We start from the raw sequence: 22,355 nt of genomic DNA, 5'->3' as shown, positions 1-22,355 counted from the left end.
GCCCGATCAAAACTTATATAAAACCCCGGTGGCTACGGTGACACTATAATCGCGCTCGGTCATCGGGCTATCTTTCACCGTATCACTCATCTGCTCATAGTTACCCATCAGGAACAGTTGCCAATTATCGTTAACCACATAATAACTGGTGAGGGATAAATAAGAGGAGACGCCGCTCTTCGCACGGTATTCCGCTATTCCACTGCGTTGTGATTCCTGCTTGCTGACACCAAAGTAATAATCATTAAAAGAACGGCTTTGCCACTGCATGCCGACACCCGGCACCAGTTGTAATTTGCCAAACTGGAATAAATACTGATAGCCGACATCCACCAGCACCCCGTCGCTATAACCCAGAACATCTGTCGCCACTTTACCGCTGACGGTTCCCCAGTCGGCATTATATTGATACCCCATACCTGCCATGGCAGTGGCGCGCCGCTTATCCAGTTTTTTCATTGCTGGGTCACTGCTGTCTGAGGGTTTAAAACTCAGCGGTGAGTAGTCAACATTAAAGCTCAAGCCGTGGGTATCGGTATTAATAATATTGATCCCCGCGCCTTGGCCGCTAATAAAAAACTGCTCCCCTTGATAAGTGATAATCGGTACTGGCATAAACTGCGTATCATAATCCCGATAGGCTAATTGTTCTGCCGCCACGCCTGCCCCTACGGACCATTCCCCTGCCTGTACACTGCCGGTGAATAATAGGGTTGCTAGTGAAAATACGCCAACTGACAGCAATGAGGGACGGATAGAGCAATAAGTTGAGTGAGTCATAATAAAGTTCCCAGAGTATTTTAGTTAAAAGTGTACCGTCAGCGCTGAACAGCGCTTTTTAGTGAATTAAAGTGTTGTAATTAAAGAGTGCGAATTATTCTTTACAGAAAAAGTCTTGTTCAATGGCAATCAATAATGCTGCGACCAAGAGTAATATTGCGGTCCAGATACATTTGGTCAAAGGTTCTATCTGTAATAATTCTGCCGCCATTACCAGAGTAAAGTGAAATAGAACGGCAGCCGGAATACTGCGTTGGCAGCGGTAATAGAACCAATTAGCCATTACGGTGGCAGGAAACATACTGATAAAGAAATTGGCAACGTATATACCGCCTGCCTGCCATAATTGATGCTGGTAAGTCCCTTGAATAAAGAATAAGGGTAGATGCCAGAGCGCCCATAATCCGCTGAATACCAGAGTAACCGGTAAGAGCATTCTCCAGACGCTTCTCAAACTATCCACGCCATAACTGCGCCAGCCCAGTTCCTCCAATAGCGCGGCAATCAGCGCCAATGGCAACATTGGCAAAAATCCAGCGGAAAGAGAGAACTGGGCGGTGCTCTGCCCCATCCGCACGGATAACCAGGTTGCCACCAGCAACGGCAACAGGATCAGCCCGAACATCATCAACAAGCGGCTTGGCGTTACCCCCGCCAGAGAAAACAACCGCTTACGACAGTCTTGCCACAGCCTGCTGTCGCCAACTGGGCGGATCATGATCCCTGCCGCAACGGCCGGGCCGAGTAAACCCACCAGAGCTATCGCCGTGGTCAGTGGCTGTTTATCCGGTAAATGGCTCATATAAGCGGCTACCATCCATGGTAACCACGACAATCCAAGCGCCAGGCCAAAAAAACGCAGCGGGAAATAACGGATTGAATGGGTGAGATTGGCCATACCTCACCCCTGCCCCTGAATACTGGCACCGAGCACGTTGGCAAACGATCCGGGAACGGCGCCGAAAGCGCGCTCAATCAGCAGCAACATTGCCTGCATATGTGCGGCTTCTTCTTCGGGCGTCCAATGAAAAGTTTGATGGCCAAACAGCGACAGCGAACCGGCTAAAATAAACTGCACGGTGGATAACGGATCCTCGACCTGAAAAACCCCTTCTCGGTTACCTTGCTCCACCACCGCTGCCAGCACCGGGCCAAAAACCAATACCGTTTCAATATTGCTGCGTTCATGGAGCGCGCGGTTTTCTGGGCGATGTAAATCCTCGACCAGCGACTGCCCGCTGTCTACCGTTTGATTTTGCGCCGCGATGATGGCGCAGAATTTTTCAATTGCCCCCAGATGTGGATCGTCAGCGATAACTTGTGATTGGGCAGTAATATCGGCACACATCTGCTGCGCCAACGCCTCAAGTATCTCTTCCTTTGATTTGAAGTAGTAATAAAACGTCCCTTTGGCGATGCCAGCCGCGCGGACAATCTCATCGACAGAGGTGGTTTCATACCCCTGAGTCTGAAACAGGTTACCCGCCGCATTCAGAATTTCTGCCCGGCGCACCTCTGGTTTTTTCACCGTACGAGCCATAACCCTTTCCTGTGTTGTGTAGTTAATATCGACACAATACTTATTGACTGACGGTCAGTCAATTAATAAGTGAGATTTTTTTGAGCACGACAGACTCGGAGTGGGGTGGTGCAAGCAGCCAATACGCTTTATTTTATCTTTCATTTGAGTTGACCTGACTCCGGTCAATGACAGCCAAGGCGGGTGAGTGGGAGCATCGCTCCATGTATCATGGGCTGAACGATCTTAGCCCGGCGCGAGCCAGAATTTTAACAAGGACAATACGTTTGAAATATGCATCAGTGCCGTTAAATCAGAACCAGAATGGTTGGCTAAAAGACGATCGGTTACCCACGGCTTACCCTGTGCTGATCGGCGCTACCGAGGCGGACTGGGTCGTGGTCGGATCCGGGTTTGCTGGTATCTCCTTCGCCAGAAGGCTGGCAACCCATGCGCCGCACCTGAAGATCATCGTCATCGATGCAGCCTGCGCGGCAGAGAGTTCCTCGGCGAGAAACTCAGGGTTTATTATCGGGTTACCGCATAATATCGGCAGCTCAACGGCAGAACTCAAAAAGGCGCAGTCTTATCGTGCTTTGCTGCAAGAGGGCATCCGTCAATTAGCCACCCTGATTGAACAACAGGGAATTGACTGTGAGTGGGAGAATGTCGGTAAATATCATTGCCAGGTCGATACCCGCAATGAGCGCGTGCTGAAGGAATATACGGATAACCTTGATGTGATGAGCGAGCCGTATCACATTCTCGATCAAGATGCGCTCTACCAGAAATTAGGCAGCCGTTTTTACCATAAAGGCATTTATACCCCGAGCGCTATTCTGGTGAATCCCGCCAGCCTGATTACCGGCCTGGCGAATAATTTGCCGGATAATGTGAGCGTCTATAACCATACGCCAGTTCTGGAGATCCGCCCCGGCAAGATTGCCCAAGTGCTCACCCCTTACGGCACTATTAAAGCTGGCAAAATCATGCTGGCGACCAATGCCCTTTCCAGAGAGCTTGCTCCGGTCACCAGCCAGCAGGCGGCCATGGCGACCTTCGCCAGCATCACCGCGCCATTAACCGCAGAACAACGGCAAAAACTCCCGGCGATGAGCAGTTGGGGGTTAACCCCGGTCAATGCGATTGCCGGTGCGACATTGCGCTATACCCAGGATCACCGTTTCTTAATCCGCCAGCATGTGACACCGGCCTTGAACGGCAGAATCACCGCCGCGCAGACCTATCAAGCCACCCAGTTACACCAGCGGATATTCAATAAAATCTACCCGCAGTTGAAAGATGTGCCGATCACCCGCACCTGGTCCGGCACCATCAGCGTCACCCGCAATGGCGCACCGGTTTGGGGGGAATTGAAAAAAGGGATTTATACCGCAGGCGGCTGTAACGGTGCAGGTGTTTCTAAGCAAACCATCGCCGGAACGCTGTTGGCCGACTATGCGCTAGGCCATGACAATCCGCTGATCGGCGCAATGTTAGAGCTTGGCAAAGCGAATTATCTGCCGCCTTCGCCAGTGCTTGATGCGGCTATCGCTCTGTCGCTGATGAAGGAAAGATATCTGGGTAGAAAAGAGATTTAGTCAGCATAATCATTTGGCACAATGATAACCGTGACGCCCCCTATCCCTGTGGAGAGAGCCGGGGTGAGGGGCTTCTCGTTCAGTGATACTCCCCTCACCCTCTCCACGAGGGCTGTCTCTTATACACATCTCAAATTGCGGTCAAATAGCCGCAATTTGAGAAACATAGCAGGCTGATTTTAAAGATAATTTTTTCGAGCGGAAAATTGACAGGCTTAAAATAATTACATTAAAAAACAGCAAGATGCCGAGTTGTGTATAAGAGACAGCCACGAGGGAGAGGGTACTGGTTAGCCTTAACTGGCAAGCATTACGCGCCAAAGACGCAGGTAAAACCCTCGTTATTCAGTTGCTGCTTCCAACGTCATCACTCCAGCACCTGTAACGCTAATCACATCAGAGTTAACGCTGTCTTTCAGAGCGATATTGATTGCCTGCATGAATTTCCATGCCGCTGGCACGTTTTCGAATATCACCTGATTAAACTGGCTGTCTCTCAGGAATGAAATATCCGTCGCTTTGGTATTCTTAAACTTCACGTTTTCGAAATGTAACCCGCTGTGGAAAGCATCGCGTTCAAAGGCAAAACCGTAAGCGCTCTCCATCTCGGAGATGGTCATGCCATCAACCAGGATACTGTTTTTCTTGCTGGTGCCGTCAATCGTCACGTTCTTCACCGTCACGTCGCGGAACTGCGCAGGCTCGCTGGCAGGCACCGTATCATTGACATCTGCAGCGTATTTAATGGTGAAAACAAACGGTTGTTCGTTAATTGCCACCATCGCGTTATCACGGAACAGCACGTCACGCGCGCCGCCGCCATAGTAAGGGCGGCTCTTCATGCGCAGGCCGACAAAGGTGAGATACATCACGTTATCTTCTGCACGGATCTTCTCAATCCATGCGCCGGTATGGCTCCCTGCCACCACCGCACCATGGCCGTTACGGAAATAGTTATTGAAGATCCAGGCTCCGCTCTGCGCTTTCTGACCAAACTCTTGCACGCCAGCACCAAAGCCTGCGGCAAAGTTGACGCAGTCATCGCCGGTATCAAAGAAGTTATTGAATACCATCACATTCTGGCTGTTGCCAAACTCAATGCCGTCGGCGTTGTTGGCATCAAACGTGGTATGCGATAACGCATTCATCACCACGTTCTCAGACTCCAGCACCATCACACCGTGGAACGCCGGGTTGAGGATCGTCAGGCCATCAACGTACAGATTACGCACCCCGCGCAGGGTCATCAGGCTGGAACGGCGGTTTTTGTACGCCTCCGTCAGCGACATGCCCTCACCCACGGCGACCGCAACCTGGGACTTCGCCAGAATACCGTCGTTGTGAACTTTGTCTTCTTTACTGGCGCGGTACTGCGGTAATTTATTACCGACTTCATCGGTAATCTCATCCACGCCGTCCGAGCTGATGCCGCGCGTCCAACCATTGCCATCAATGGTGCCTTTACCCACGATACGGATATTTTCAAAAGTCCCCGCATGAGTACTACCCTGATCGTTCGCTTCCAACACGTTCAACAGCGATGGCGGGCGTTTTGGCAGCGGTGCCGGTACGGTATAAGGATACAGGATATACCCGTTTTCCAGCGGGTAGTCAGCCGCATCGGCGGAACCCAGCAGCACGGCATTCTCGGCCACCTCAAAGGTCATGTTGCTGTGCAGGAACAACGCACCGGATTTATAGGTCCCTTCCGTAAGTTGCACCTTACAGCCCTGGGAATAGCGCTCCAGCGTACAGTCATCGATGGCGCTCTGGATCGCGGCCGTATCCAACGTCGCGCCATCCCCTTTTGCCCCAAAGTCTTTCACATCAATCAGATAGGGTTTAGCCGTGGTTTCCTGCTTCACGGTTTCGCTGTCTACCGACTCTTTACCATCGGCATAAACCGCGCGGACGGTGAAACTGTACTCCGTGGCTGGCGTTAACCCGGTTACCGTAAAGTTATGCAAGCCAATCTTGGTGTGCCAGTTTTCGCTGTCGATATTCTGATAGAAATTATCGATATAAGGTTTGGCCGGTGAGTGGAGATCGTGATTAGCATTAGCACTGCCAATCAGTTGGCCGTTCATGTAAACGTTGTAATCTTTGATATCGCTGTACTGTTCAGGCTTTTCCCATACCAGAACCACACTGCCCTCATCATAGGCCAGCGTAGGTACCTGAACCTTTTGCGGCGCAGCGGAACGATCTACAACGCTGTTACCGCCCGAGTTGTTATTGTTTTCCGAAGTATTATTGTTTTCTGAATTGTTATTGTTTTCCGAAGCGTTATTGCTCTCCGAATTGTTATTGTTGCTCGAAGCGTTACTGTTGTCCGAAGTGTTACTGTTGTTCGAGGCGTTATCACTGCTCGAACCGTTATCACATCCCACCATCAGGCCGCTTAGAACCACAATGGCACCAAGAGTCAGACGAATTTTGGGTAAAGAATAAAACATGCAACCTCCTGTATGATGAATATCACGCACTAAGAGCCTTCTCCTTTATATCCGTTACCTTTCAATCCGCGTTCCGTAACCTCCTATCTGTAACTCGAATTATTTAGGGCCAGACGTGAACCCAATTTTTTCAGGAAAAGGCTAAAAATAGAATTAACAGCAAAAACAGCATCAGGGTGCTTTTTTAAAATACAATAAAACCCCCTACGAAATATTATCGCATTCTTAAAAAAAAGCCGTTTTACACACCTAGCATTAAGTGTTCAAGGTATAGATTTACCTGTAAAAATCAGATAGAAATATCACTTACATCGCATTTATTTATAAAAAACCTCGATAAAAATAACAATGAAAACAACATACCAAAAATAACAAAACATTGTTTCATTAAATCGTATTCTTATCTTTTTTTCGCGACAGAGTTCAAGTTTTTATCTCTAGCTTACTCAATAAAGAGGCTCTTTTTAGCAAAAGTATAATTCAGCTCACAGAATAAATAGCTTGTTTCAGGCTAAGGCGGCATCCGCTCGAATGCCTGCAACGAGGGATCAATGGAATCCCACGCCAGCCCACGGATGCTGTAGGTAAGCGCCTGCGGCAAGAATCGTTCCGGCTCATCCAGGCTACCCGCAGGAACCGCGATCAGCTCCGGCATCGCGGCAAAGCGCAGGTAGATCGGCGTTCCGCAGACCGGGCAGAAGGCGTGGATCTTCACGTTGCCGCTGTCTCCCGCAACCTCCCAGTGTGCCGCCTCGCCAGTGATCGTCATTTCCGCCTGCGCGGGAAAGGTTAGCCAGGAACCGTGCCCGGTGCCGCTTCGCCGTTGGCAGCCGCGGCACTGGCAGTGGTTCTGGAAGATGGGCGCGTGCCTGGTCGCGTAGCGGATCGCACCGCACGCGCATCCGCCAGTGTAGGGTTGGGTCATGAACGCTCCCCGTTTGAGGTCGCCTTCGGCTTGGCGAAAACGTCGATGCCCTGCCCGGTTTCCAGCAGCGACTTCAGGCTGGAAAGAACCATCGGCCAGCCCCGCTGGATGCCCATGGCCATACTGCTGCCTGCCTCCAGTTCATCGTGGGTCACGGTCAGGCGCACCATGTCATCGTAAGCCTCGATATCAAAGCTCACGCGGCTGATACTGGCCGGATCGCTGGCCTGCGATGGGCTTGCCCAGGTGATGACCAGGCGTATCGGCGGCACCGCCTCGACCACCTTGCCCACAATATTGACCGTGCGCTGCTCGTTGGCGCGCACATGCTCCCAGACCGAGCCAGGCTGCCAGTCTGAGATGTTCTCGTGGCCCCAGTAGCGCCGCGCGATCTCCGGTCTGGTGATGGCCTCGAACACTTTTTCCGGCGTCGAACGGATGTAGGTCACATAAACGAAACTCGTTTGCTCTTTGCTCATCGTCATTCTCCTTCAAGTTCTTTCTTCAGGTCGTGCAGCAGACTGAGCCGCTGACGTTCGAATTTGCGCACCCACCGCTCATAGACATCGTGCAGCGGCACCGGATTGATGAAATGCAGCTTCTCCCGCCCCCGCCAGACCGTGCTCACCAGATTGGCCTCTTCCAGAATCTTGATGTGCTGGGTGGTCGACTGCCGCGCCATGTCCAACTGCTCGCAGAGCTGGCCCAGCGTCTGCCCATTGCTCTCGCACAGCAGGTCGAGCAGTTTTCTGCGAGTCGGGTCGCCCAGCGCCTTGAAAATCTTGTCAGCGTCCATCCGTTGTCAACGTCCATTCGTTGTGTTTGTGCGTAAAGGATTATATGCAGGTAATTACCTGCATGTCAAACGCACACATCAGCCTATGTCTCACGTTATGATAGGACCATCGCCGCCTTCTTGGGCGTTCTACCCTTGGCAGCACCTATTCGTTGGCTCAATGGATGACAGGGCGAGTACGCTTTCGTCAGGAATACAGTGGAAAGATGGATCTTTTGGCAAATACTTAGGGGTCTGTAATTGCTCCTAGTACAGCGTCAGGGCCGATAGCCAAAACACCCACAACAGCGCGGTTACCAGGATAGTGCGCCTGAGTTGACGTACAGCACCCTGCTGCCGCTCGGGAAATGACAGCCGCGCCAGCTTTTCCCGCTGCCAGATCCACGCCAGTGCTTCCCCTGCCTGCTGATTCTGCGCTTCGCTGAAGCGCGCAAAATACCCCGCATCCAGCCACAGCCGCCAGCAGCCGTAACCACTCGCGCCGCTCAGCAGCGCGATCACCGCACGCAGCACACCAGGCGCAGCGGCAAAAATCACCCACAGCAGCGGTGGCGCAGCCATCAGCAGCAAAAAGCGCCAGCTTGCCAGCGTTCGTTCAAGCAGCGCCGCTTGCAGTGCGCACTCTTTGGCTACTTCATCACGTTCGTTCGCCATTGTTCCAGCCGCTCCAGATGTTGAGAGGTGAAAACGACCTGCGGCCGTTTCTCGCGAATAAATGCCACCGCCTGAGCCACCGTCAGCGCTGGCTGTTGCTCTAACAACCAGGCTGCGGCAACCATCGCGCTGCGCGACAGCCCCAGCGCGCAATGGACGAGCACCGTCCCCTGAGATTGCCGCAGCTGTTCCAGCGCCGTTACCGCCTGCCGGAGCTGCATATCATCCGGGCACACCAGATCCAGCATCGGTACGCAGTGGTAAGCCACGCCCGTAAGGTGGCGCGACCGGGGAAATTCACTGGTCACATCCAGCACCGCCTGCTGCGCGGGCTGGCTACGGGGATAAAAACCAAGGAAAACCCCCTCCGTCAGTGGGCTGACCGCGGGTAAACGGCGCATGTAGCGTAACCGGGAAATCAACATTCCCAACCGCCAAGGCAGCAGCAGCCAACGGGCTGCTGGCGAGAGTGCCCCCTGAGCATTTTTTTGCAGCGCAGTAACGCCAAACCCGGCATATCCCAGTGTAACGATGCCCAGCGCCAGCGCTGGCCACCACAGCCACGGAAAAAACCAGCCTGCCGCCGAGCAGATCAGCGCGCCACATAAATAGCGCCCGGCCAACGTTTTACCGGCATCGTCCGGGCGCTGCCAGCGCCACCGCCCCTGCTCCGGCACCAGCCAGTCAATCACCATTGCGGCCACCAGCCCGGCGATCACATCAACGAAATGGTGCTGCCAAGTGGTCAGTACCGAGGTGGCGATCAGCAGAAACCATGCGGCGCACAATCGCCGCCAGTGGCCAGCCAAGTGGCGGCTGAAATGACGCCAGAGCAGCCAGCAGAGCATAATGTGCAGCGAAGGTGCCTGATTATAGGGTAAATCAAACTGCTCCAGTTGACCGAACAGCCAGCCGGAAAAACCGGCAACGGGCGGCCGGACAAAGCTAAAACGCAGCGGAAACAGCAAGAACCCGGCACAGGCCACCACAGAAGCCAACGCCAGCCGACAAACCAGACGGCGCTGTTCGCTGAGCGAGAAACAGACGAACAGTGACAGGCCATACAGCAAGTCCAGGCTCCAGTAGGGAATAATGGTCAACGGCATAAAAGGAATATGCCGCTCCCAGGCAAACACCACGCTGCCTACCCCCACCCTGCCCGCGGTGAACTGATTCACCTGGCCATAGGTGAGGAAGAAAAACGGCGCCAGCAGAAGCAACCAGCCAACGCCTTGCATCAGCAGCTTACGACGCGCTACTGAAATGTTCATGAGTGGCGACGTACCGCCAGCGAGACGGTAAAAATCCCCCACTCATCAATGAGCTGGGTACATTTATCGAAACCGGCTTCCCGCACCAGCGCATCCATTTCACCCTGAGTACGCACGCGCATCACCCAGGCCTTGCCGTCTTTATGGCTGGTGAGCGACCAGGCGATGGTTTTCAACTGTGGATGCCAAGGTTGCCCGGTATAGATCAGGATCCCGCCCGGTTCGATGGCGTCCGCCAACCCGGCCAGCGAGTTACGCACCAGCGCATTTTCTGGGAACAATTCATACAGGCCGGAAACGATGCCCAGCGTCGGGCGCGGCGCTAATGCCGCCAGTTCAGCGCGGTTAAAAGCATCACCACGCTCAAAGCGCGTTTTATCCGCCATGCCGCGCTCAGCGATCATCTCCTGCCCTTTCGCCACGTTCAGTTCGCTGTAATCACGCAGCAAAATCTCGCTGACCGCCGCTTCGCCCGCCAACGCATCCAACACATAACGGCCATGCCCGGCAGCAACGTCTACTACCCGCACCGGCTTGCCCTGTTCCGCCAGTTGCGCCACCGCCTGCTGGATCAACTGCTGCAAATGAACTTTGCGCTGGCGAATACCCTGCCAACCCACGCTATTGAGGTAGTTTTTATCAATCTGCCGCCCCAGCCAACTGCTGCCATGCGGTTGATTGCGATAGACGTAATCCAGCGTGCTGCCAGAGTCAAAACCGGTCTCAAACCCCAGCTTCACGCCGGTTGACTGGGTGCCGAGCATTTTCATGCCGTAACGCATGGCGCGATAGGCCACATCATCAAGGGAATAAGGGGCCGGGCCGCCGCTCAACATGCGCCAGCTGTCTGCACCGGGGCTCCAGCGATCTTCATTTTGGTAATCGAAGCGCTGCGTCGGCATGGCGTACAGCGTGTCGATAAACGCACGCATTTTGTCGAACGCTATTTGACGATCGCGCTCGCCGAGGGTGTCGTGATAAAAACCGGGCAGCACGTGCAGCTCTTTTAACGGGCTGCGCAGGCGCTGATAGAAATCCAACTGCGGCTTGCGATGGACCACATAGTCTGCGCCGGAAACCAGCAACTGCGTCGGCAGCGTGATCGCCGCCGCGTCGCTGACGATCCGTTCGGCGGTGCGGTAAAGATCGAGCAGAATATTGACGGCTATCGGCCGGGTAATCAGCGGATCCTGATCGAAACTCGCCACCCGATCAGGATCGTGCGTCAGGTATTTGCCCTTGACGTAAGAGTTGACGAAAAACAGCCCGCGCAAACGGTGCAGCAGCGCCAGGCCAGGGCGGGCAAATGGCACATACAGCTTGACCTTAAAGGCGGGCGACGCCAGCACCAGGCCGCGGATCGCGGGGGCATAGTCATGCGCCCAGGTTGCCGCCAGCACCGCGCCAACGCTCTGGGCCACCACGATCACCTCTTCCAGCGCCGCCTGGCTGTCGGCGGCGGCAAAGCGGACGAACTCATCCACATCCTGCACTGAGCAAGCCAGCGATGGGCTGTGGCCGCGCTGGCCCGGTGAGCGTCCGTGGCCGCGCGCGTCCCAGGCGTAAAACGCGGTATCCGGCATCGCCAGTTCATCAACGATATGTTGCAAGCGCCCAGAGTGCTCATGGCCGCGATGGAATAAGACGATGACTTTACGTATCGCCCCGCTCTCCTGCGCTGGCCAGTGGCGGTAAAACAGTTCCGTGTTGTCGCTGGTCAGAAAGATTTTTTCGTCTGGCGTGCGGCTATTGTCCATGGGGTTCATTTCCTTTTGTCTCTGGGCGGAGTTGTAGTAAACGCTGCAACAGCGCGTCCTTAAACTGGTTTTTATCGGGGTGGAAATACAGCGCTTCCCCCACGTTGGCATCAATAAACAGCGGCAGCGGGATACGGTTGCCTTTCGCCATCACTTGCTCGGTGCCTTTTAGCCAGACGGGAACGATCGGCACCTCTGGCAGGTTCTGGCTGAGATGCCACAACCCCGACTTCAGCGGTGCCAGTTTCCCCGGCTCGCCGCGCGTGCCTTCTGGGAACAGGATCAGGATCTTGTTATCGCGCAACGCCTGCTCGCACAGCGCCAGTGGATTAGCCTCGCCCCCCTGACGCGTAACCGGAATAATGTTGAGAATATTGAGCGAAAACCACGCCATCCATTTATTGCGCAGAAAATAGTCGGCGGCCGCGACCGGATGCACCCTATGCTGCTGGCCGATCGAGAACAGCGACAACAGCACGAACACATCCATATGGCTGTTATGATTCGCCACCACGATCGCCGGGCCATGTTGCGGCAACCGTTCCCGGTGCTTCACCCGCAGCCCAAGCCACAGCCAGATCACCGGCCAGACGATACACAGCGAAAACAGCGTTCTGAGGAATTTTTTCATCATAGCGTCAGTAGTAGAAGTAGCGGATAAAGTGGAAGAAAACCGGGGCGGTGAAGATCAGTGAGTCCAGACGATCGAGAATGCCGCCATGGCCCGGCAGCAGCGTGCCGCTGTCTTTTATGCCGATATCGCGCTTAATCGCCGACATCACAATATCGCCGCAGAACCCGGTCACACCAATGATCAGCCCCGCCAGCAGCGCCATATACCAGCTTAACGGCGTAAGCAGCGGGCCAAGCAGCAGCGCCGCCAGCGCAGTGCTGCCGATGCCTCCCACCAGCCCTGCCAGGGTTTTATTCGGGCTGACCTTCGGCGTCACCTTAACCCGCCCCAGCGATTTGCCCCACAGATACTGAGCGATATCGTTAAACTCGGTCAGACCAACCAGAAACAGCACCAGCAGCGCCCCGGTTTGCAGGCCATCGGCGGGCAGCACCAGCAGACATGCCACGTGGCTGAAGGCAAAAACGGTGGTCATCAGGCTCCAATGCAGCTGCGCCGCCGTGCTCAGGAACCCCTGCGTATCACCGGCAATCACCATGCGCGCCGGTAAGAACAAAAAGACATACACCGGGATAAACACGATAAACATGCCGTACCAGCCAATACCGATCAGCCAGTAGTTAATGGGGATGACGATAAACATCCACAGCATCGGCATCCGATCGGAATGCCGGGAGGGAACCAGCGTCAGGAATTCCTTCAGCGCCATAAAACTGACCAGTGCGAAAAAGGTCAGCGCCAGCCAGTGCGGGCTGATCAGCGCCAGCGAAAACAGCACGATGATCACCCACCAGGTGCGGATGCGCAGCGTCAGTTCATGCCAGTCTTTCTGCGGGCGCAGCCAGACCAGCAGGCCGTTCACCACCGTAGCAAACAGCAGCAGAGCGAAAATGACTGCCAACGATTTTTCCAACAACATTATTGGTGCTCCTTAACCAAGGCACTGCGGCAGCGATTCACTACCGTCCAGATCAGTAATAGCGTCGCTATCCCCCACAGCAGGTTGTTCCACTCCACCACCTGCGGCCAGATGGCCAGCACCAGCCCCCAGGCGCCAAACAGCAGCGCCCGGTCGCTTTTACCCAGCGGCCCGGCATAGTTGCGCACACCGTTGATGGTTTGCACCAGAATGCCGCAAAACTCGGTCAGCACCGCGCAGAACAGCATGGCCAACACCAGCGGCGCGTAACTGCCCGGCAGAAAGATAAAGGGGAGATACAGGGCAACATCGGAGAGCACATCACCGATTTCGTTGAGCACGGCACCGAGGCGGCTTTTCTGGTGGCACTCACGGGCCAGCATGCCATCGAGCGCATTCAACGCCATGCGAACAAATAAGACTATCGGCAGCAGATAAAACAGGCCCGGCTGCGGGTATAGCACCAGCAGCCCCCCCGCCAGAAACGAGAGCAGCATGGCCGCCAGAGTAATATGGTTGGCCGTCACATGGCGTTTATCCAGCCAATACATTATTGGCCGTAACAGCGCCTGAAAGGCGGGCTTGATACTATAGAGTGTCATCATCATTCCCTGATTTATTTTACGCAATTCTCTTATATTGCCTCAGAAAACAACAACTCTGCCACTGTTTTGCTCCAGCGCAACGGCTTTCAAAATCCAGGCGGGATTATTTACACTTATCAATTCTGATGAATAAATTTTTGACACGTTACTCTCCAACGCGGTCAGAAACGCGAGGCTGCTGGTCACCGCGTATGATCTTCATACTGATGGTGCCCACGTAAGGCCTTCTAAAGCAATTGCGGGATTTTCACCCGCGAGCAAAGCCCCCATTACCACAGCGCTACCGGCTGCCAGCGTAAAGCCCAGACTCCCCTGGCCAAGGTTCACCCACAGATTTTGATAACCCGTTCGCCCCAGTTGTGGGGGCCCCGCAGGGGTGGAAGGCCGCATGCCAGCCCAGGCTTCTGCGTCATCTAACCCTTGTAACTCAGGGAAGCTGCTGGCGACGATCTTTTTCAATGCCAGAATGCGTTCAGGGCGCAACTCATCGCCGTCATAGCCGATATCGACCATCGCCGCGATGCGTAACTGGTCACCGAGCCGGGCGTAAACCACCTTATTGCCATAGTCAGTGACGCTAACGTTAGGCGCAATTCCGGGTTGTTCAGGATAGGGAAGCGTCAGGCTGTAACCTTTAAGGGCACATAGCGGCACGCGAACGCCGGTTGCGGAAAGCAACGGGCCGCTGCCGTTGCCTGCCGCCACCACATAATCATCGCCAACGACAGCCCCCCGGCTGGTTTCTGCCGAATAAATTCGATCGTTTTTTTTATTCAGCCGCAGAACTTCGCAGTTGCCGGTCAGAGTAAAGTTTTCACTGGCATTGAGTTTCTTAAGCAGCGCCAGACAAAACTTGTGACAATCTGCGGTTTCGTCACCGGGCGAATAAATACCGCCATGCAGTGAAGAATGGATATATTTCAGCGATGGCTCAAGTTCAATACACTCATCAGCATTCAGTGATTGTTGATATTGAAGGTCAATTCCCTTCACTGCTTTACTGAGATCATACTCGCGACGATGAACGATTAATTTCCCTGAACGTCGCCAGTGAAAATCGGCTAAATCATCCTGGTCTAGCCATTCCTGCATCACCTGACGGCTGAGTAACGACAGGCGCAGAATATGATCGCCGTTGACCTTATTCGTCTGGCTATTACAGGCCTGTAGAAATTGCAGCAACCAACGCCATTGGTCAAATGACAACCGCAAACGCATATTAAGCGGTGAGCCGGTTTTGCCCATCCATTTTATGCCCTGAAGGGGCACGCCACGATCGGCAAGCGGAGCCACATACCTATAACTAAGCTGGCCACCATTGGCGAAACTGGTGGCCTTACCCGGCTGTGGATCACGCTCCAGCAATTGTACCTGGTGACCATGTTTAATTAATACATAGGCCGTTGTTAATCCAATAACACCGCCACCGATAATGACAATACGTTTTTTCATAGACTGCTATATTCGCCGCTGATAAATGCATTGGCGTTATGTCAAAACATTTACCCTAACTGCGCAATTGACTTTTTATTTTCAGGGTATAACTCCAGGTTAATGTCGTGCATCTGTTGACGCAGCTGTTTACAGAGAAAATCGACAAATTTTTGTGCGATCGGGCTTAGGGAAACATCCGCCCGGCGCAGCAGGCAAAGCGTGATCGTGATTGGCGGTGAAATGGGGTGAATCATCTCAGGCACCAGGTTATGTCGGGCAGAGAATATGTCGGTAATGCTGCACCCCATGCCGCGTTTCACAAATTCGGTCGCCATGTAATAGGTCTGTACGTTCAGACGGGTGGTCGAGAAGTCACGGCGCGTCGCAATCGCCGCAGAGAGTGAATGAGGGCCAGGAGAGATCCAACGCTGCTGGTCTATCTCGTCAATAAACACCACTCCCCGACGATATTCACGATCCACGTAGACCAATGGCACCTCGGCAATAGCGGTAGCAACGATTTCACCTTGCTGAACAGGTTGGAGCGTCAGGGCCAGGTCGATCTCGCGTAAGTCCAGTTTTTTGATCAGGGTCTCAGTGTGCTCGGTGGTGAGTGTCATCACCAGATTGGCATTTTGTTGATAAAAATCGGTGACGATTTCCGGTACCAGGCTCAGGCCAAGACTCGGCAGGCAACCGAGGGTGATTTTGGCGCGCGTATCCCGAGCCAGGTTGTCGGCGAGCAGGCGCAAGTTATCCAGATCCTGATAAATATTCTGCGCTTTTTCAAACAGCGCCAGCGCCTCGCTGGTAGGAAGCAGTTTGCCACGCACGCGTTGAAACAGTTTAAAACCCAGTTTCTGTTCGGCGTTTTTCAACGTTTTACTGGCAGCAGGCTGGGAGATATTCAGCGAATCTGCCGCTCGGGAAAGTGTGCCGCAAGTCATCACGGCGTGGAAGATTTCCAGGTGACGTAGTTTCATGATGAGTTAACTCAGGGTTATAGAGATCAGATAAAAAGTCATTTTCAATTAACATAGAATTAACACAAATTTAATCACCCATCATCACATTAGATTCTCGAAACAATATTTCGTGTACTCGAGCACCCTCTCAGGTTTAAAGCCAACAATGACAACGAGGGGGATATTTTCTGAGCAGGTTCAAATGTACCGACCAGAATGGAGGTCGGTCTTATTGGCTTTAAGGAGTTATATGAGTGACTCAACCCTCTCTCACAACCCGATTACCCAACGAAATATCACCAGAAAAAATATCATTATCGGCCTGCTGCTGGGACTGTTTTTATTGATCGCATTTTGGTGCCATGGTCAGCCTAATAATGAACTGGGATTATTGGCTTTTACGCCGCTGGTGGCACTCGCATTACTGTCGCTTATTGGCGTGGATATTGTGCTGGCTGTGATATCGTCAATTATTATTGCGATGATTATGACCTCCACCAGCCTGCCCGAAATGGGCACGCTGTTGGCGAAATCTACCGGCTCTTTTATCGCCACCGTGGGGCTGATTATTATGCTTGGCGCCGGGGTGGGCGAAGTCGCCACCCGAACCGGTGCAGCGGTAGAACTGGTTAAATTCGTGGTTCATCGCATTGGCCTCTCCAGCCAGACGCGGGTTAAATTGGGTATCGTCATTTCTTCGATTCTGATCTGCGGCGCGCTGGGCACTATGGCTGGGGGCAACGCGATTATCGTCGCGGTGATTATTCCTGTGGCTGCTGCGGTGAGGTTGACTCCACCGACGGTGGCGGCACTGATGATGACCGCCGGTTCCATCGGTCTTTTTACCGGTCCGTTTACCCCGAGTACCGTCACTATTTTGAAACTCGGTGGGTTGAGCTATCCAGACTATCTGTTGTACGTAGGTCTGCCGATGAGTGCCGTCACCTTGCTGGCGGGTTGGATCATGTCAGGGCGCATTCAGAAAATGACCGAAGGAAAGCTGCGTTATGAGGTCGACCTTGCTGAAAAGCAGCAAGAAGAAGAAAACACCCCCCAGGCCCGACGCAGAAAATTGAGCGCATTGGCATTCGCTGCAACCATTATTGTGATGGCAGTCATTGGCGTAGTCATCAAGGCCGGTTTTAGTTTTGCCATTATCGTTATGTTGCTGGTGGCGCTGATTACCGGCCTGGTGGGAGGGCTACGCCCGACAGAGATATTACAAGCGCTTTATCACGGCTGTGGTCGCCTGGTGTGGATGTTTATTCTGTACTGGTTGTATAACCCCATTCTGGAACTGATGGACGGGCTGCACGCCTATCAGGGTCTGTTGGACTACACCCGGCCGCTGCTGGAGGGCATATCTCCTGCCTGGCTGTGCTTTACTATTTTCGCCTTTAATATTATTGGCCACGTGCCCGGTGCCGCGGTCGCCCAGATGACGTTTACGCATAAGATCTTTGGCCCCATGCTGATGGCCGCCGGGGTTCCGCCGCAGGGGATCACTGCCGTACTGCTGGCGTCATCGCAAGTGGACTGGTTTGGCCCATTCCCTTCGTCGGATATGTTTGGCCAGATGGGATTGGCGCAGTCCACGCATTTGAAATATATGCTCTACAACGGTTGGGCGGTGGTGTTCGCCAATATTATTCTCTTCGCCGTGTTGTTCCAGATCCTGGTGTAAAAGGCGGTTATAGCGGCCTGAGTGATTTCATGCCGCTAGGCCAACCCAACGGTGAAGCGTAGAATGGTCAACGACAATACCGCATTCTGCCATCATCCATGAGACACAACCTATAAGACTTAGGCTGCTTTATTGCTGTTTTCCGTCACTCATAATTAATCACAAATGTCGCATCCGCATTCGCAATGCCCGGCTGTGGATCGTTGGCAATGGCGATATAGTTGGCATAAAAGACCATTGTTGCATCGCCATTTGCATCGGTCGCCATTTCCAGGCTTGCCTGATCGAGCGGCAGCCGGGTGCGGTTGCTGTCACGCAGTTCCAAAGCAATATGGGTTGCGCTGCTGCTGCCATTCAGCGCCAACAGCTCACGGTTACTGGTGGAAGCGGTGCCTGAAAAGGTGATCGACGCTTTACCACTCCCTGGGCAGCCCATCAGTGACAGGGAAAACGGGATCTCACGCGACGTGTCCCCCGCATTGCGGATCTGCTTGGTTGCCCAGGTCCCCATATTGACGGTTTTGTCTACATCACCCGGTGCTGCAATACAGGTTCTGTCCACAATATTACCGGTCAGCTGTATGTTGATCTCACCCAACGCGGTATCGGCACGTGCGCCCCCCACCAGCAGGTATGCGGCCAGCGTCAGCAGGCCGAGTTTTTGCATACTTTGCATCGCGTTATCCTTAGTCATAGTCCACACGCAGGTAGCCGCGCGCAGTAAAAGGCCCAGTCTGAGGCTTGACGCCCGTTACGCTCACCGGTACGGCGGTGATAGTCACGTTGGCTTTGGCCGCATCATCCAGTTGGAAACCGAGCTTGCTGGTCGCGTCATTGGGGATAAACACCGGGCCACTGCCGGTACCGCTTGACACCTTGAAGCCAAGATCGGGGTTATCCGAAACCATGATATCGCCGGAGTTTTTTTCGGCTTCCAACCGCAGGGTGAGATAGGCCTGGGCGTCAACGTTGGTGCACTTGATCGCCACAGATTTTGTTTGCGGCGTGACCCTTGCTGGGCTATTACCCGCGCCCGCCTGGCTGAACAGTGTTGAGGCTATATCACCAAAATCAAACTGCACTATCTGCCCAACGTTGAGCTCGCAGGTTTGTGGCACATTAATCTTGCCACTGTAACTGATGGTATAAACCGGGGTGATCAGTGGATCCGCATTGGTGGTCGTCACATAAACGGTAAACAAGGTCTTTCTGGGGATTGCCACCATATTGATAAACGGCTTGGTGACCCTCAGTCTGAAGACCAGTCCACCGTCCAAAACATCGAAAGTCTGATTGATCGGAACGCGGATGTCCGCCCCCATTTGGAAGTAATTCGTCGGGGGATAGAACACTTGGTCACCGTTGTTACCATGATCGGTGATTTGCATTGCGCCTTGCAGGTAATCATTAAGCTGCAAGTACTTATAATTATCGATGGTTGCCACTACGGGTAAATCAGTGACATAGCTGCGCATGGTGGTTTCGCCCGTGGTTCCCGGTGGACAGATAGCCCTGACACCGACCAGACCGCTATATCCAGTTAAATTGACAACCTGACCGACTCGATTATTGGATGCGCTAAAAGCATTCGATAAATCATAAGGGAGATCTTTAACGCCACCGACCGGGGCGCACACCTTGGCATAGGCCGGAGCGCCTGCCACTAGCAGCACCGCCCCGGCAAAATACATTTTGATATTCATTCTGCTTTTCCTGGCTTGTCGGTTAATGACAGGTAGCGGTGGCGGCCATGACAGCCTGCTTCAGGTTTTCTTTAGGCAGCGAGTAAGACGCGTTACACTGCGAGCCTGCATCCTTGCCCCATGAGATCAGCAACTTGCCTTGCAGCGGCAATCCGCTCATATAGAGCTGCCCATCTTCGCCCACCATACTGGTCGTTCCGCTGGTTTCCTCACGCACCACCGCGCCAAAAGGCACCAGGTTATTGCCACGCTTCACGGTGAAGAGTGCACGAACGCCAATGCGCGGATCGAACGTTGCCCGGACCAGCGCACCTTCGGTAGGCACCACGCTGGCAACGTTGTCCGTCATATCGGTGTGTTCGTCCATCGAGTTGGTATCCAGCGCGATGCGGTTATAGCGATAGTTTGAGGCATAAGGGACTACCGCGTAACCACGCCAGTCGGTCTTCACGCCGGTCTGGTTTTCCACTCTCACGCCAGCAGCGCCAGGGGCTTTGATCAACACGTTGGTATCGCCCAACGGCTGGCTGAAGGTCACGCCATCGGCATGCCCTACTACCCCACCGGCAACCTGCCAGTTCAGATCGTGCTGGCCGCTGCCATAGCTATAACCGAGGCCAAGGGTATTGTAGGTGCCCTGCCAGTTGAGGTTGGCATTGCCCCCGGTCGTGCTGCCGCTGTTCTGGGTCACACTGTAAGCCAGGTTACGCCCTTCCAGTAAGGTGCCGCTCAGCCCGGTCCGCCAGGTATTTTTCCCATCGGAATCATGGCTGGTTGCGACGGTGGCATAGGCCCGGTCCAGAACGGAGTCTGTCGAATAACTGCGGCCAAACAGCACACTGAACGGTATCGACACGTTGAGCGACATGATGCGGTTGTTCGCGTTGGTATCCAGCGTTTTGTTCCAGGAGAAGCCGAGGGCATAATTGATCCCGCGCCAACCGCTGGAATACCCGAGTTGATACAGGATGTTGGTCCGGTTGGTCCCCCAGTAAGTCTGCTGGGTGCCAGATAGATACAGAGAACCATACTCGCCCAACGACTGGGTGATATTGGCCTGGAAATTCTGCTTCTTGTTGTAACGCAGGTTGTAATAGGTGGCAACGATCGGTATTTTGCCGTAGTTACCGTCAATCTCCAGCTGGTTATCGTACCCTTCCAGTTGCTTATAGGCGACATCACTCAGCGTGTGGAAGCCCTGGGTGGAATAGCGATACCCCAGCACGCGGAAGTTGGTACCGTATTCATTGAGAGATTTGGCATACAGGAAACGTATCGACTGCCCGTCATAGTTGCTGTCATCCGCCAGCTTGCTGTGCGCATGGGTGGCATCAAACGAGATAGCTCCCCAACTGCCCAGGTTTTTGCCGATCCCGATGGCCGCAGAGGCGTAGCGTTCCGCAATCTGCCCACCGCCGTACAGGGTATAGCCGTTCGGCAACCCGCCAATCAAGGTCACCTGGGAGAACGCAGGCTCGGACTGTTGGTTATTACCGCTACGGAACTTCCCTACCACCACGTCATACTTGAATCGGCCTTCGCGCAGCAGCATCGGCACGGTAGAGTAAGGCACCGTAAACACCTGATTGTTGCCGTCTCTTTCCGCAACGGTCACTTCAAGGTCACCACTGGAGATACGCGCGTTCATGTCGTCAATCACAAACGGCCCCGGCGGCACGAAGTTTTGATAAATGACAAACCCGTTCTGGCGGATGGTGATTTTGGCATTGCTTCTGGCAATCCCACGCACCGTGGGGGCAAACCCCTGCAAGGCATCCGGGTACATGCTGTCGGTAGAATACAGCCGCGCCCCCCGGAACCCCGTACTGTCAAACAGGCTATTGTCGGTATTACTGTCCCCCATCACCAGGGTGCTTTTCAGCGGAATAATGGCACGCTGAACAGAGGTACCGATGGATGTCCAGCGGTTGTAAGTATTGCCATCGGCCCCCGTGCTGTGGCTCCACGAACTGTTGTTACGCAGACGCCAGGTGCCCGCATTGGCACCACTCTGCAGGTTCAGGTAATAGCTGTCTCCGCTCGAACCACGGTTGCCGGAAGCGTTATAGTTCAGCAATACAGCAGGGATCCCTTCGTCCCACTCTTCCGGTGGAATATAGCCGCGCACCGTGTTAAGCAGTGAAGCCTGCGGTATGTTGATGGTCAGGCGTTGGCGCGCAAAATCAAACGTGACCTCTGAACCGGTGACCTCTTTCAGCAGATCCACACAGGCTTCAGGCTTGAGTTTGCTCAAGTCAGGATGGGCGGCAATATTCACACCGATGCGTTTCAACCAACGCTGATCCATACAGGGTTCGAGCCCGCCAGCCGCAGGATTGACACTCGCTCCACGGGGGGCAGCAATGAAATTCATATCCTGGGTAGCTATCAGCTCCTCGTTGACAATAATATCAACGCGATAGGTGCCCGGAACCTGGTCGGTGCCTTTTTCAAAACGCGAAAGATCTGAGACTTTAGCCACGTCATCAGATAAAAATCCCGTGTTGAAATAGCTCTCAGCTGAACTCATGCCGGAATAAAGAATGGCCATAAGCGCTGCGGCCAACGAGCTAAAATGGGGCATCTTGCCCTTTGCTTCAAAAATGTCACGTCTAACTGACCTTTTCATCATTGCCTCTATAATCTTCCGCT

Annotated in this window: 20 protein-coding genes; 2 read left to right on the top strand and 18 right to left on the bottom strand. The window is 53.7% G+C overall.

Going from position 1 to position 22,355, the window contains the following annotated elements:
• Nucleotides 1–6 precede the first annotated feature (6 nt).
• From ACX9GT_RS06735 to ACX9GT_RS06725, 3 genes are all read right to left on the bottom strand, one after another.
• Entirely contained in the window at nucleotides 7–780 is a 774-nt protein-coding gene (locus tag ACX9GT_RS06735) for a MipA/OmpV family protein (protein ID WP_473190380.1), read from the bottom strand.
• A 94-nt stretch (nucleotides 781–874) separates the two neighbouring features.
• Nucleotides 875–1,678 carry a CPBP family glutamic-type intramembrane protease gene (locus ACX9GT_RS06730; RefSeq protein ID WP_473190379.1) on the bottom strand — a complete coding sequence of 268 codons (804 nt, stop codon included), beginning with the start codon at nucleotides 1,676–1,678 and terminating at the stop codon, nucleotides 875–877.
• Nucleotides 1,679–1,681: 3 nt separating this feature from the next.
• The gene (locus tag ACX9GT_RS06725; RefSeq protein WP_473190378.1) at nucleotides 1,682–2,320 is read right to left on the bottom strand and encodes a TetR/AcrR family transcriptional regulator; all 639 of its coding nucleotides are present in this window, start codon (nucleotides 2,318–2,320) and stop codon (nucleotides 1,682–1,684) included.
• A gap of 266 nt (nucleotides 2,321–2,586) precedes the next feature.
• Here ACX9GT_RS06725 and ACX9GT_RS06720 point away from each other — a divergent pair, with 266 nt between their 5' ends.
• Nucleotides 2,587–3,900: an NAD(P)/FAD-dependent oxidoreductase gene (locus tag ACX9GT_RS06720; RefSeq protein ID WP_473190377.1), complete on the top strand. Its 1,314-nt coding sequence runs from the start codon at nucleotides 2,587–2,589 to the stop codon at nucleotides 3,898–3,900.
• Nucleotides 3,901–4,241: 341 nt separating this feature from the next.
• Here the strand turns inward: ACX9GT_RS06720 and ACX9GT_RS06715 are convergent, their stop codons facing one another.
• The 12 genes from ACX9GT_RS06715 to admX form a co-directional block, all read right to left on the bottom strand.
• The gene (locus ACX9GT_RS06715) at nucleotides 4,242–6,356 is read right to left on the bottom strand and encodes a glycosyl hydrolase family 28 protein (protein WP_473190376.1); all 2,115 of its coding nucleotides are present in this window, start codon (nucleotides 6,354–6,356) and stop codon (nucleotides 4,242–4,244) included.
• A 511-nt stretch (nucleotides 6,357–6,867) separates the two neighbouring features.
• Nucleotides 6,868–7,281: a GFA family protein gene (locus tag ACX9GT_RS06710; RefSeq protein WP_473190375.1), complete on the bottom strand. Its 414-nt coding sequence runs from the start codon at nucleotides 7,279–7,281 to the stop codon at nucleotides 6,868–6,870.
• Nucleotides 7,278–7,760 (bottom strand): SRPBCC family protein, encoded by a 483-nt coding sequence (locus ACX9GT_RS06705; protein WP_473190374.1) that lies wholly within the window; start codon nucleotides 7,758–7,760, stop codon nucleotides 7,278–7,280. Before ACX9GT_RS06705 ends, ACX9GT_RS06710 begins: the two co-directional genes overlap by 4 nt.
• Nucleotides 7,761–7,762: 2 nt before the next feature.
• Nucleotides 7,763–8,077: an ArsR/SmtB family transcription factor gene (locus ACX9GT_RS06700; RefSeq protein ID WP_473190373.1), complete on the bottom strand. Its 315-nt coding sequence runs from the start codon at nucleotides 8,075–8,077 to the stop codon at nucleotides 7,763–7,765.
• Nucleotides 8,078–8,323: 246 nt separating this feature from the next.
• Nucleotides 8,324–8,731: a hypothetical protein gene (locus ACX9GT_RS06695; RefSeq protein ID WP_473190372.1), complete on the bottom strand. Its 408-nt coding sequence runs from the start codon at nucleotides 8,729–8,731 to the stop codon at nucleotides 8,324–8,326.
• Nucleotides 8,707–10,002, bottom strand: coding sequence for a phosphatase PAP2/dual specificity phosphatase family protein (locus ACX9GT_RS06690; RefSeq protein WP_473190371.1), 1,296 nt, complete (start codon nucleotides 10,000–10,002; stop codon nucleotides 8,707–8,709). The genes ACX9GT_RS06695 and ACX9GT_RS06690 overlap by 25 nt, the downstream gene beginning before the upstream one ends.
• Nucleotides 9,999–11,759: a bifunctional alpha/beta hydrolase/class I SAM-dependent methyltransferase gene (locus tag ACX9GT_RS06685; RefSeq protein ID WP_473190370.1), complete on the bottom strand. Its 1,761-nt coding sequence runs from the start codon at nucleotides 11,757–11,759 to the stop codon at nucleotides 9,999–10,001. The genes ACX9GT_RS06690 and ACX9GT_RS06685 overlap by 4 nt, the downstream gene beginning before the upstream one ends.
• Complete coding sequence (locus ACX9GT_RS06680) at nucleotides 11,749–12,390, bottom strand: lysophospholipid acyltransferase family protein (RefSeq protein ID WP_473191523.1); 642 nt, start codon at nucleotides 12,388–12,390, stop codon at nucleotides 11,749–11,751. Before ACX9GT_RS06680 ends, ACX9GT_RS06685 begins: the two co-directional genes overlap by 11 nt.
• 7 nt (nucleotides 12,391–12,397) lie before the next feature.
• Entirely contained in the window at nucleotides 12,398–13,312 is a 915-nt protein-coding gene (locus ACX9GT_RS06675) for a phosphatidate cytidylyltransferase (RefSeq protein WP_473190369.1), read from the bottom strand.
• Nucleotides 13,312–13,914, bottom strand: a complete 603-nt coding sequence (locus ACX9GT_RS06670; RefSeq protein ID WP_473190368.1) for a CDP-alcohol phosphatidyltransferase family protein — start codon at nucleotides 13,912–13,914, stop codon at nucleotides 13,312–13,314. Before ACX9GT_RS06670 ends, ACX9GT_RS06675 begins: the two co-directional genes overlap by 1 nt.
• Before the next feature lie 201 nt (nucleotides 13,915–14,115).
• Nucleotides 14,116–15,369, bottom strand: a complete 1,254-nt coding sequence (locus tag ACX9GT_RS06665; protein ID WP_473190367.1) for a D-amino acid dehydrogenase — start codon at nucleotides 15,367–15,369, stop codon at nucleotides 14,116–14,118.
• 50 nt (nucleotides 15,370–15,419) lie between these two features.
• Entirely contained in the window at nucleotides 15,420–16,334 is a 915-nt protein-coding gene (gene admX / locus ACX9GT_RS06660; protein WP_473190366.1) for an HTH-type transcriptional regulator AdmX, read from the bottom strand.
• Nucleotides 16,335–16,566: 232 nt separating this feature from the next.
• Between admX and ACX9GT_RS06655 the strand changes: the two genes are divergently transcribed.
• Nucleotides 16,567–18,000, top strand: a complete 1,434-nt coding sequence (locus tag ACX9GT_RS06655; RefSeq protein ID WP_473190365.1) for a Na+/H+ antiporter NhaC family protein — start codon at nucleotides 16,567–16,569, stop codon at nucleotides 17,998–18,000.
• A 145-nt stretch (nucleotides 18,001–18,145) separates the two neighbouring features.
• Here the strand turns inward: ACX9GT_RS06655 and sfmF are convergent, their stop codons facing one another.
• The 3 genes from sfmF to ACX9GT_RS06640 are packed head-to-tail and all read right to left on the bottom strand — an operon-like array spanning nucleotide 18,146 to nucleotide 22,332.
• The gene (gene sfmF / locus ACX9GT_RS06650; protein WP_473191522.1) at nucleotides 18,146–18,667 is read right to left on the bottom strand and encodes a fimbria assembly protein; all 522 of its coding nucleotides are present in this window, start codon (nucleotides 18,665–18,667) and stop codon (nucleotides 18,146–18,148) included.
• Between the two features lie 19 nt (nucleotides 18,668–18,686).
• Nucleotides 18,687–19,703, bottom strand: coding sequence for a type 1 fimbria D-mannose specific adhesin FimH (gene fimH / locus ACX9GT_RS06645; protein ID WP_473190364.1), 1,017 nt, complete (start codon nucleotides 19,701–19,703; stop codon nucleotides 18,687–18,689).
• A 22-nt stretch (nucleotides 19,704–19,725) separates the two neighbouring features.
• On the bottom strand, nucleotides 19,726–22,332 hold the full coding sequence (locus ACX9GT_RS06640; protein ID WP_473190363.1) for a fimbrial biogenesis usher protein: 2,607 nt from the start codon (nucleotides 22,330–22,332) through the stop codon (nucleotides 19,726–19,728).
• Nucleotides 22,333–22,355 lie beyond the last annotated feature (23 nt).

This window comes from Serratia sp. YWN4 (assembly GCF_055790845.1).
This window is presented reverse-complemented; position numbering and strand designations above follow the sequence as displayed.

What these genes read in the sequence shown, in the direction of transcription:
- ACX9GT_RS06685 (WP_473190370.1), bottom strand. Translation starts at nt 11,759, where the DNA reads ATGGACAATAGCCGCACGCCAGACGAAAAAATCTTTCTGACCAGCGAC.
- ACX9GT_RS06705 (WP_473190374.1), bottom strand. Translation starts at nt 7,760, where the DNA reads ATGAGCAAAGAGCAAACGAGTTTCGTTTATGTGACCTACATCCGTTCG.
- ACX9GT_RS06690 (WP_473190371.1), bottom strand. Translation starts at nt 10,002, where the DNA reads ATGAACATTTCAGTAGCGCGTCGTAAGCTGCTGATGCAAGGCGTTGGC.
- ACX9GT_RS06735 (WP_473190380.1), bottom strand. Translation starts at nt 780, where the DNA reads ATGACTCACTCAACTTATTGCTCTATCCGTCCCTCATTGCTGTCAGTT.
- ACX9GT_RS06725 (WP_473190378.1), bottom strand. Translation starts at nt 2,320, where the DNA reads ATGGCTCGTACGGTGAAAAAACCAGAGGTGCGCCGGGCAGAAATTCTG.
- ACX9GT_RS06730 (WP_473190379.1), bottom strand. Translation starts at nt 1,678, where the DNA reads ATGGCCAATCTCACCCATTCAATCCGTTATTTCCCGCTGCGTTTTTTT.
- ACX9GT_RS06700 (WP_473190373.1), bottom strand. Translation starts at nt 8,077, where the DNA reads ATGGACGCTGACAAGATTTTCAAGGCGCTGGGCGACCCGACTCGCAGA.
- ACX9GT_RS06655 (WP_473190365.1), top strand. Translation starts at nt 16,567, where the DNA reads ATGAGTGACTCAACCCTCTCTCACAACCCGATTACCCAACGAAATATC.
- fimH (WP_473190364.1), bottom strand. Translation starts at nt 19,703, where the DNA reads ATGAATATCAAAATGTATTTTGCCGGGGCGGTGCTGCTAGTGGCAGGC.
- ACX9GT_RS06670 (WP_473190368.1), bottom strand. Translation starts at nt 13,914, where the DNA reads ATGACACTCTATAGTATCAAGCCCGCCTTTCAGGCGCTGTTACGGCCA.
- admX (WP_473190366.1), bottom strand. Translation starts at nt 16,334, where the DNA reads ATGAAACTACGTCACCTGGAAATCTTCCACGCCGTGATGACTTGCGGC.
- ACX9GT_RS06680 (WP_473191523.1), bottom strand. Translation starts at nt 12,390, where the DNA reads ATGAAAAAATTCCTCAGAACGCTGTTTTCGCTGTGTATCGTCTGGCCG.
- ACX9GT_RS06695 (WP_473190372.1), bottom strand. Translation starts at nt 8,731, where the DNA reads ATGGCGAACGAACGTGATGAAGTAGCCAAAGAGTGCGCACTGCAAGCG.
- ACX9GT_RS06675 (WP_473190369.1), bottom strand. Translation starts at nt 13,312, where the DNA reads ATGTTGTTGGAAAAATCGTTGGCAGTCATTTTCGCTCTGCTGCTGTTT.
- ACX9GT_RS06665 (WP_473190367.1), bottom strand. Translation starts at nt 15,369, where the DNA reads ATGAAAAAACGTATTGTCATTATCGGTGGCGGTGTTATTGGATTAACA.
- ACX9GT_RS06710 (WP_473190375.1), bottom strand. Translation starts at nt 7,281, where the DNA reads ATGACCCAACCCTACACTGGCGGATGCGCGTGCGGTGCGATCCGCTAC.
- ACX9GT_RS06715 (WP_473190376.1), bottom strand. Translation starts at nt 6,356, where the DNA reads ATGTTTTATTCTTTACCCAAAATTCGTCTGACTCTTGGTGCCATTGTG.
- sfmF (WP_473191522.1), bottom strand. Translation starts at nt 18,667, where the DNA reads ATGCAAAAACTCGGCCTGCTGACGCTGGCCGCATACCTGCTGGTGGGG.
- ACX9GT_RS06640 (WP_473190363.1), bottom strand. Translation starts at nt 22,332, where the DNA reads ATGAAAAGGTCAGTTAGACGTGACATTTTTGAAGCAAAGGGCAAGATG.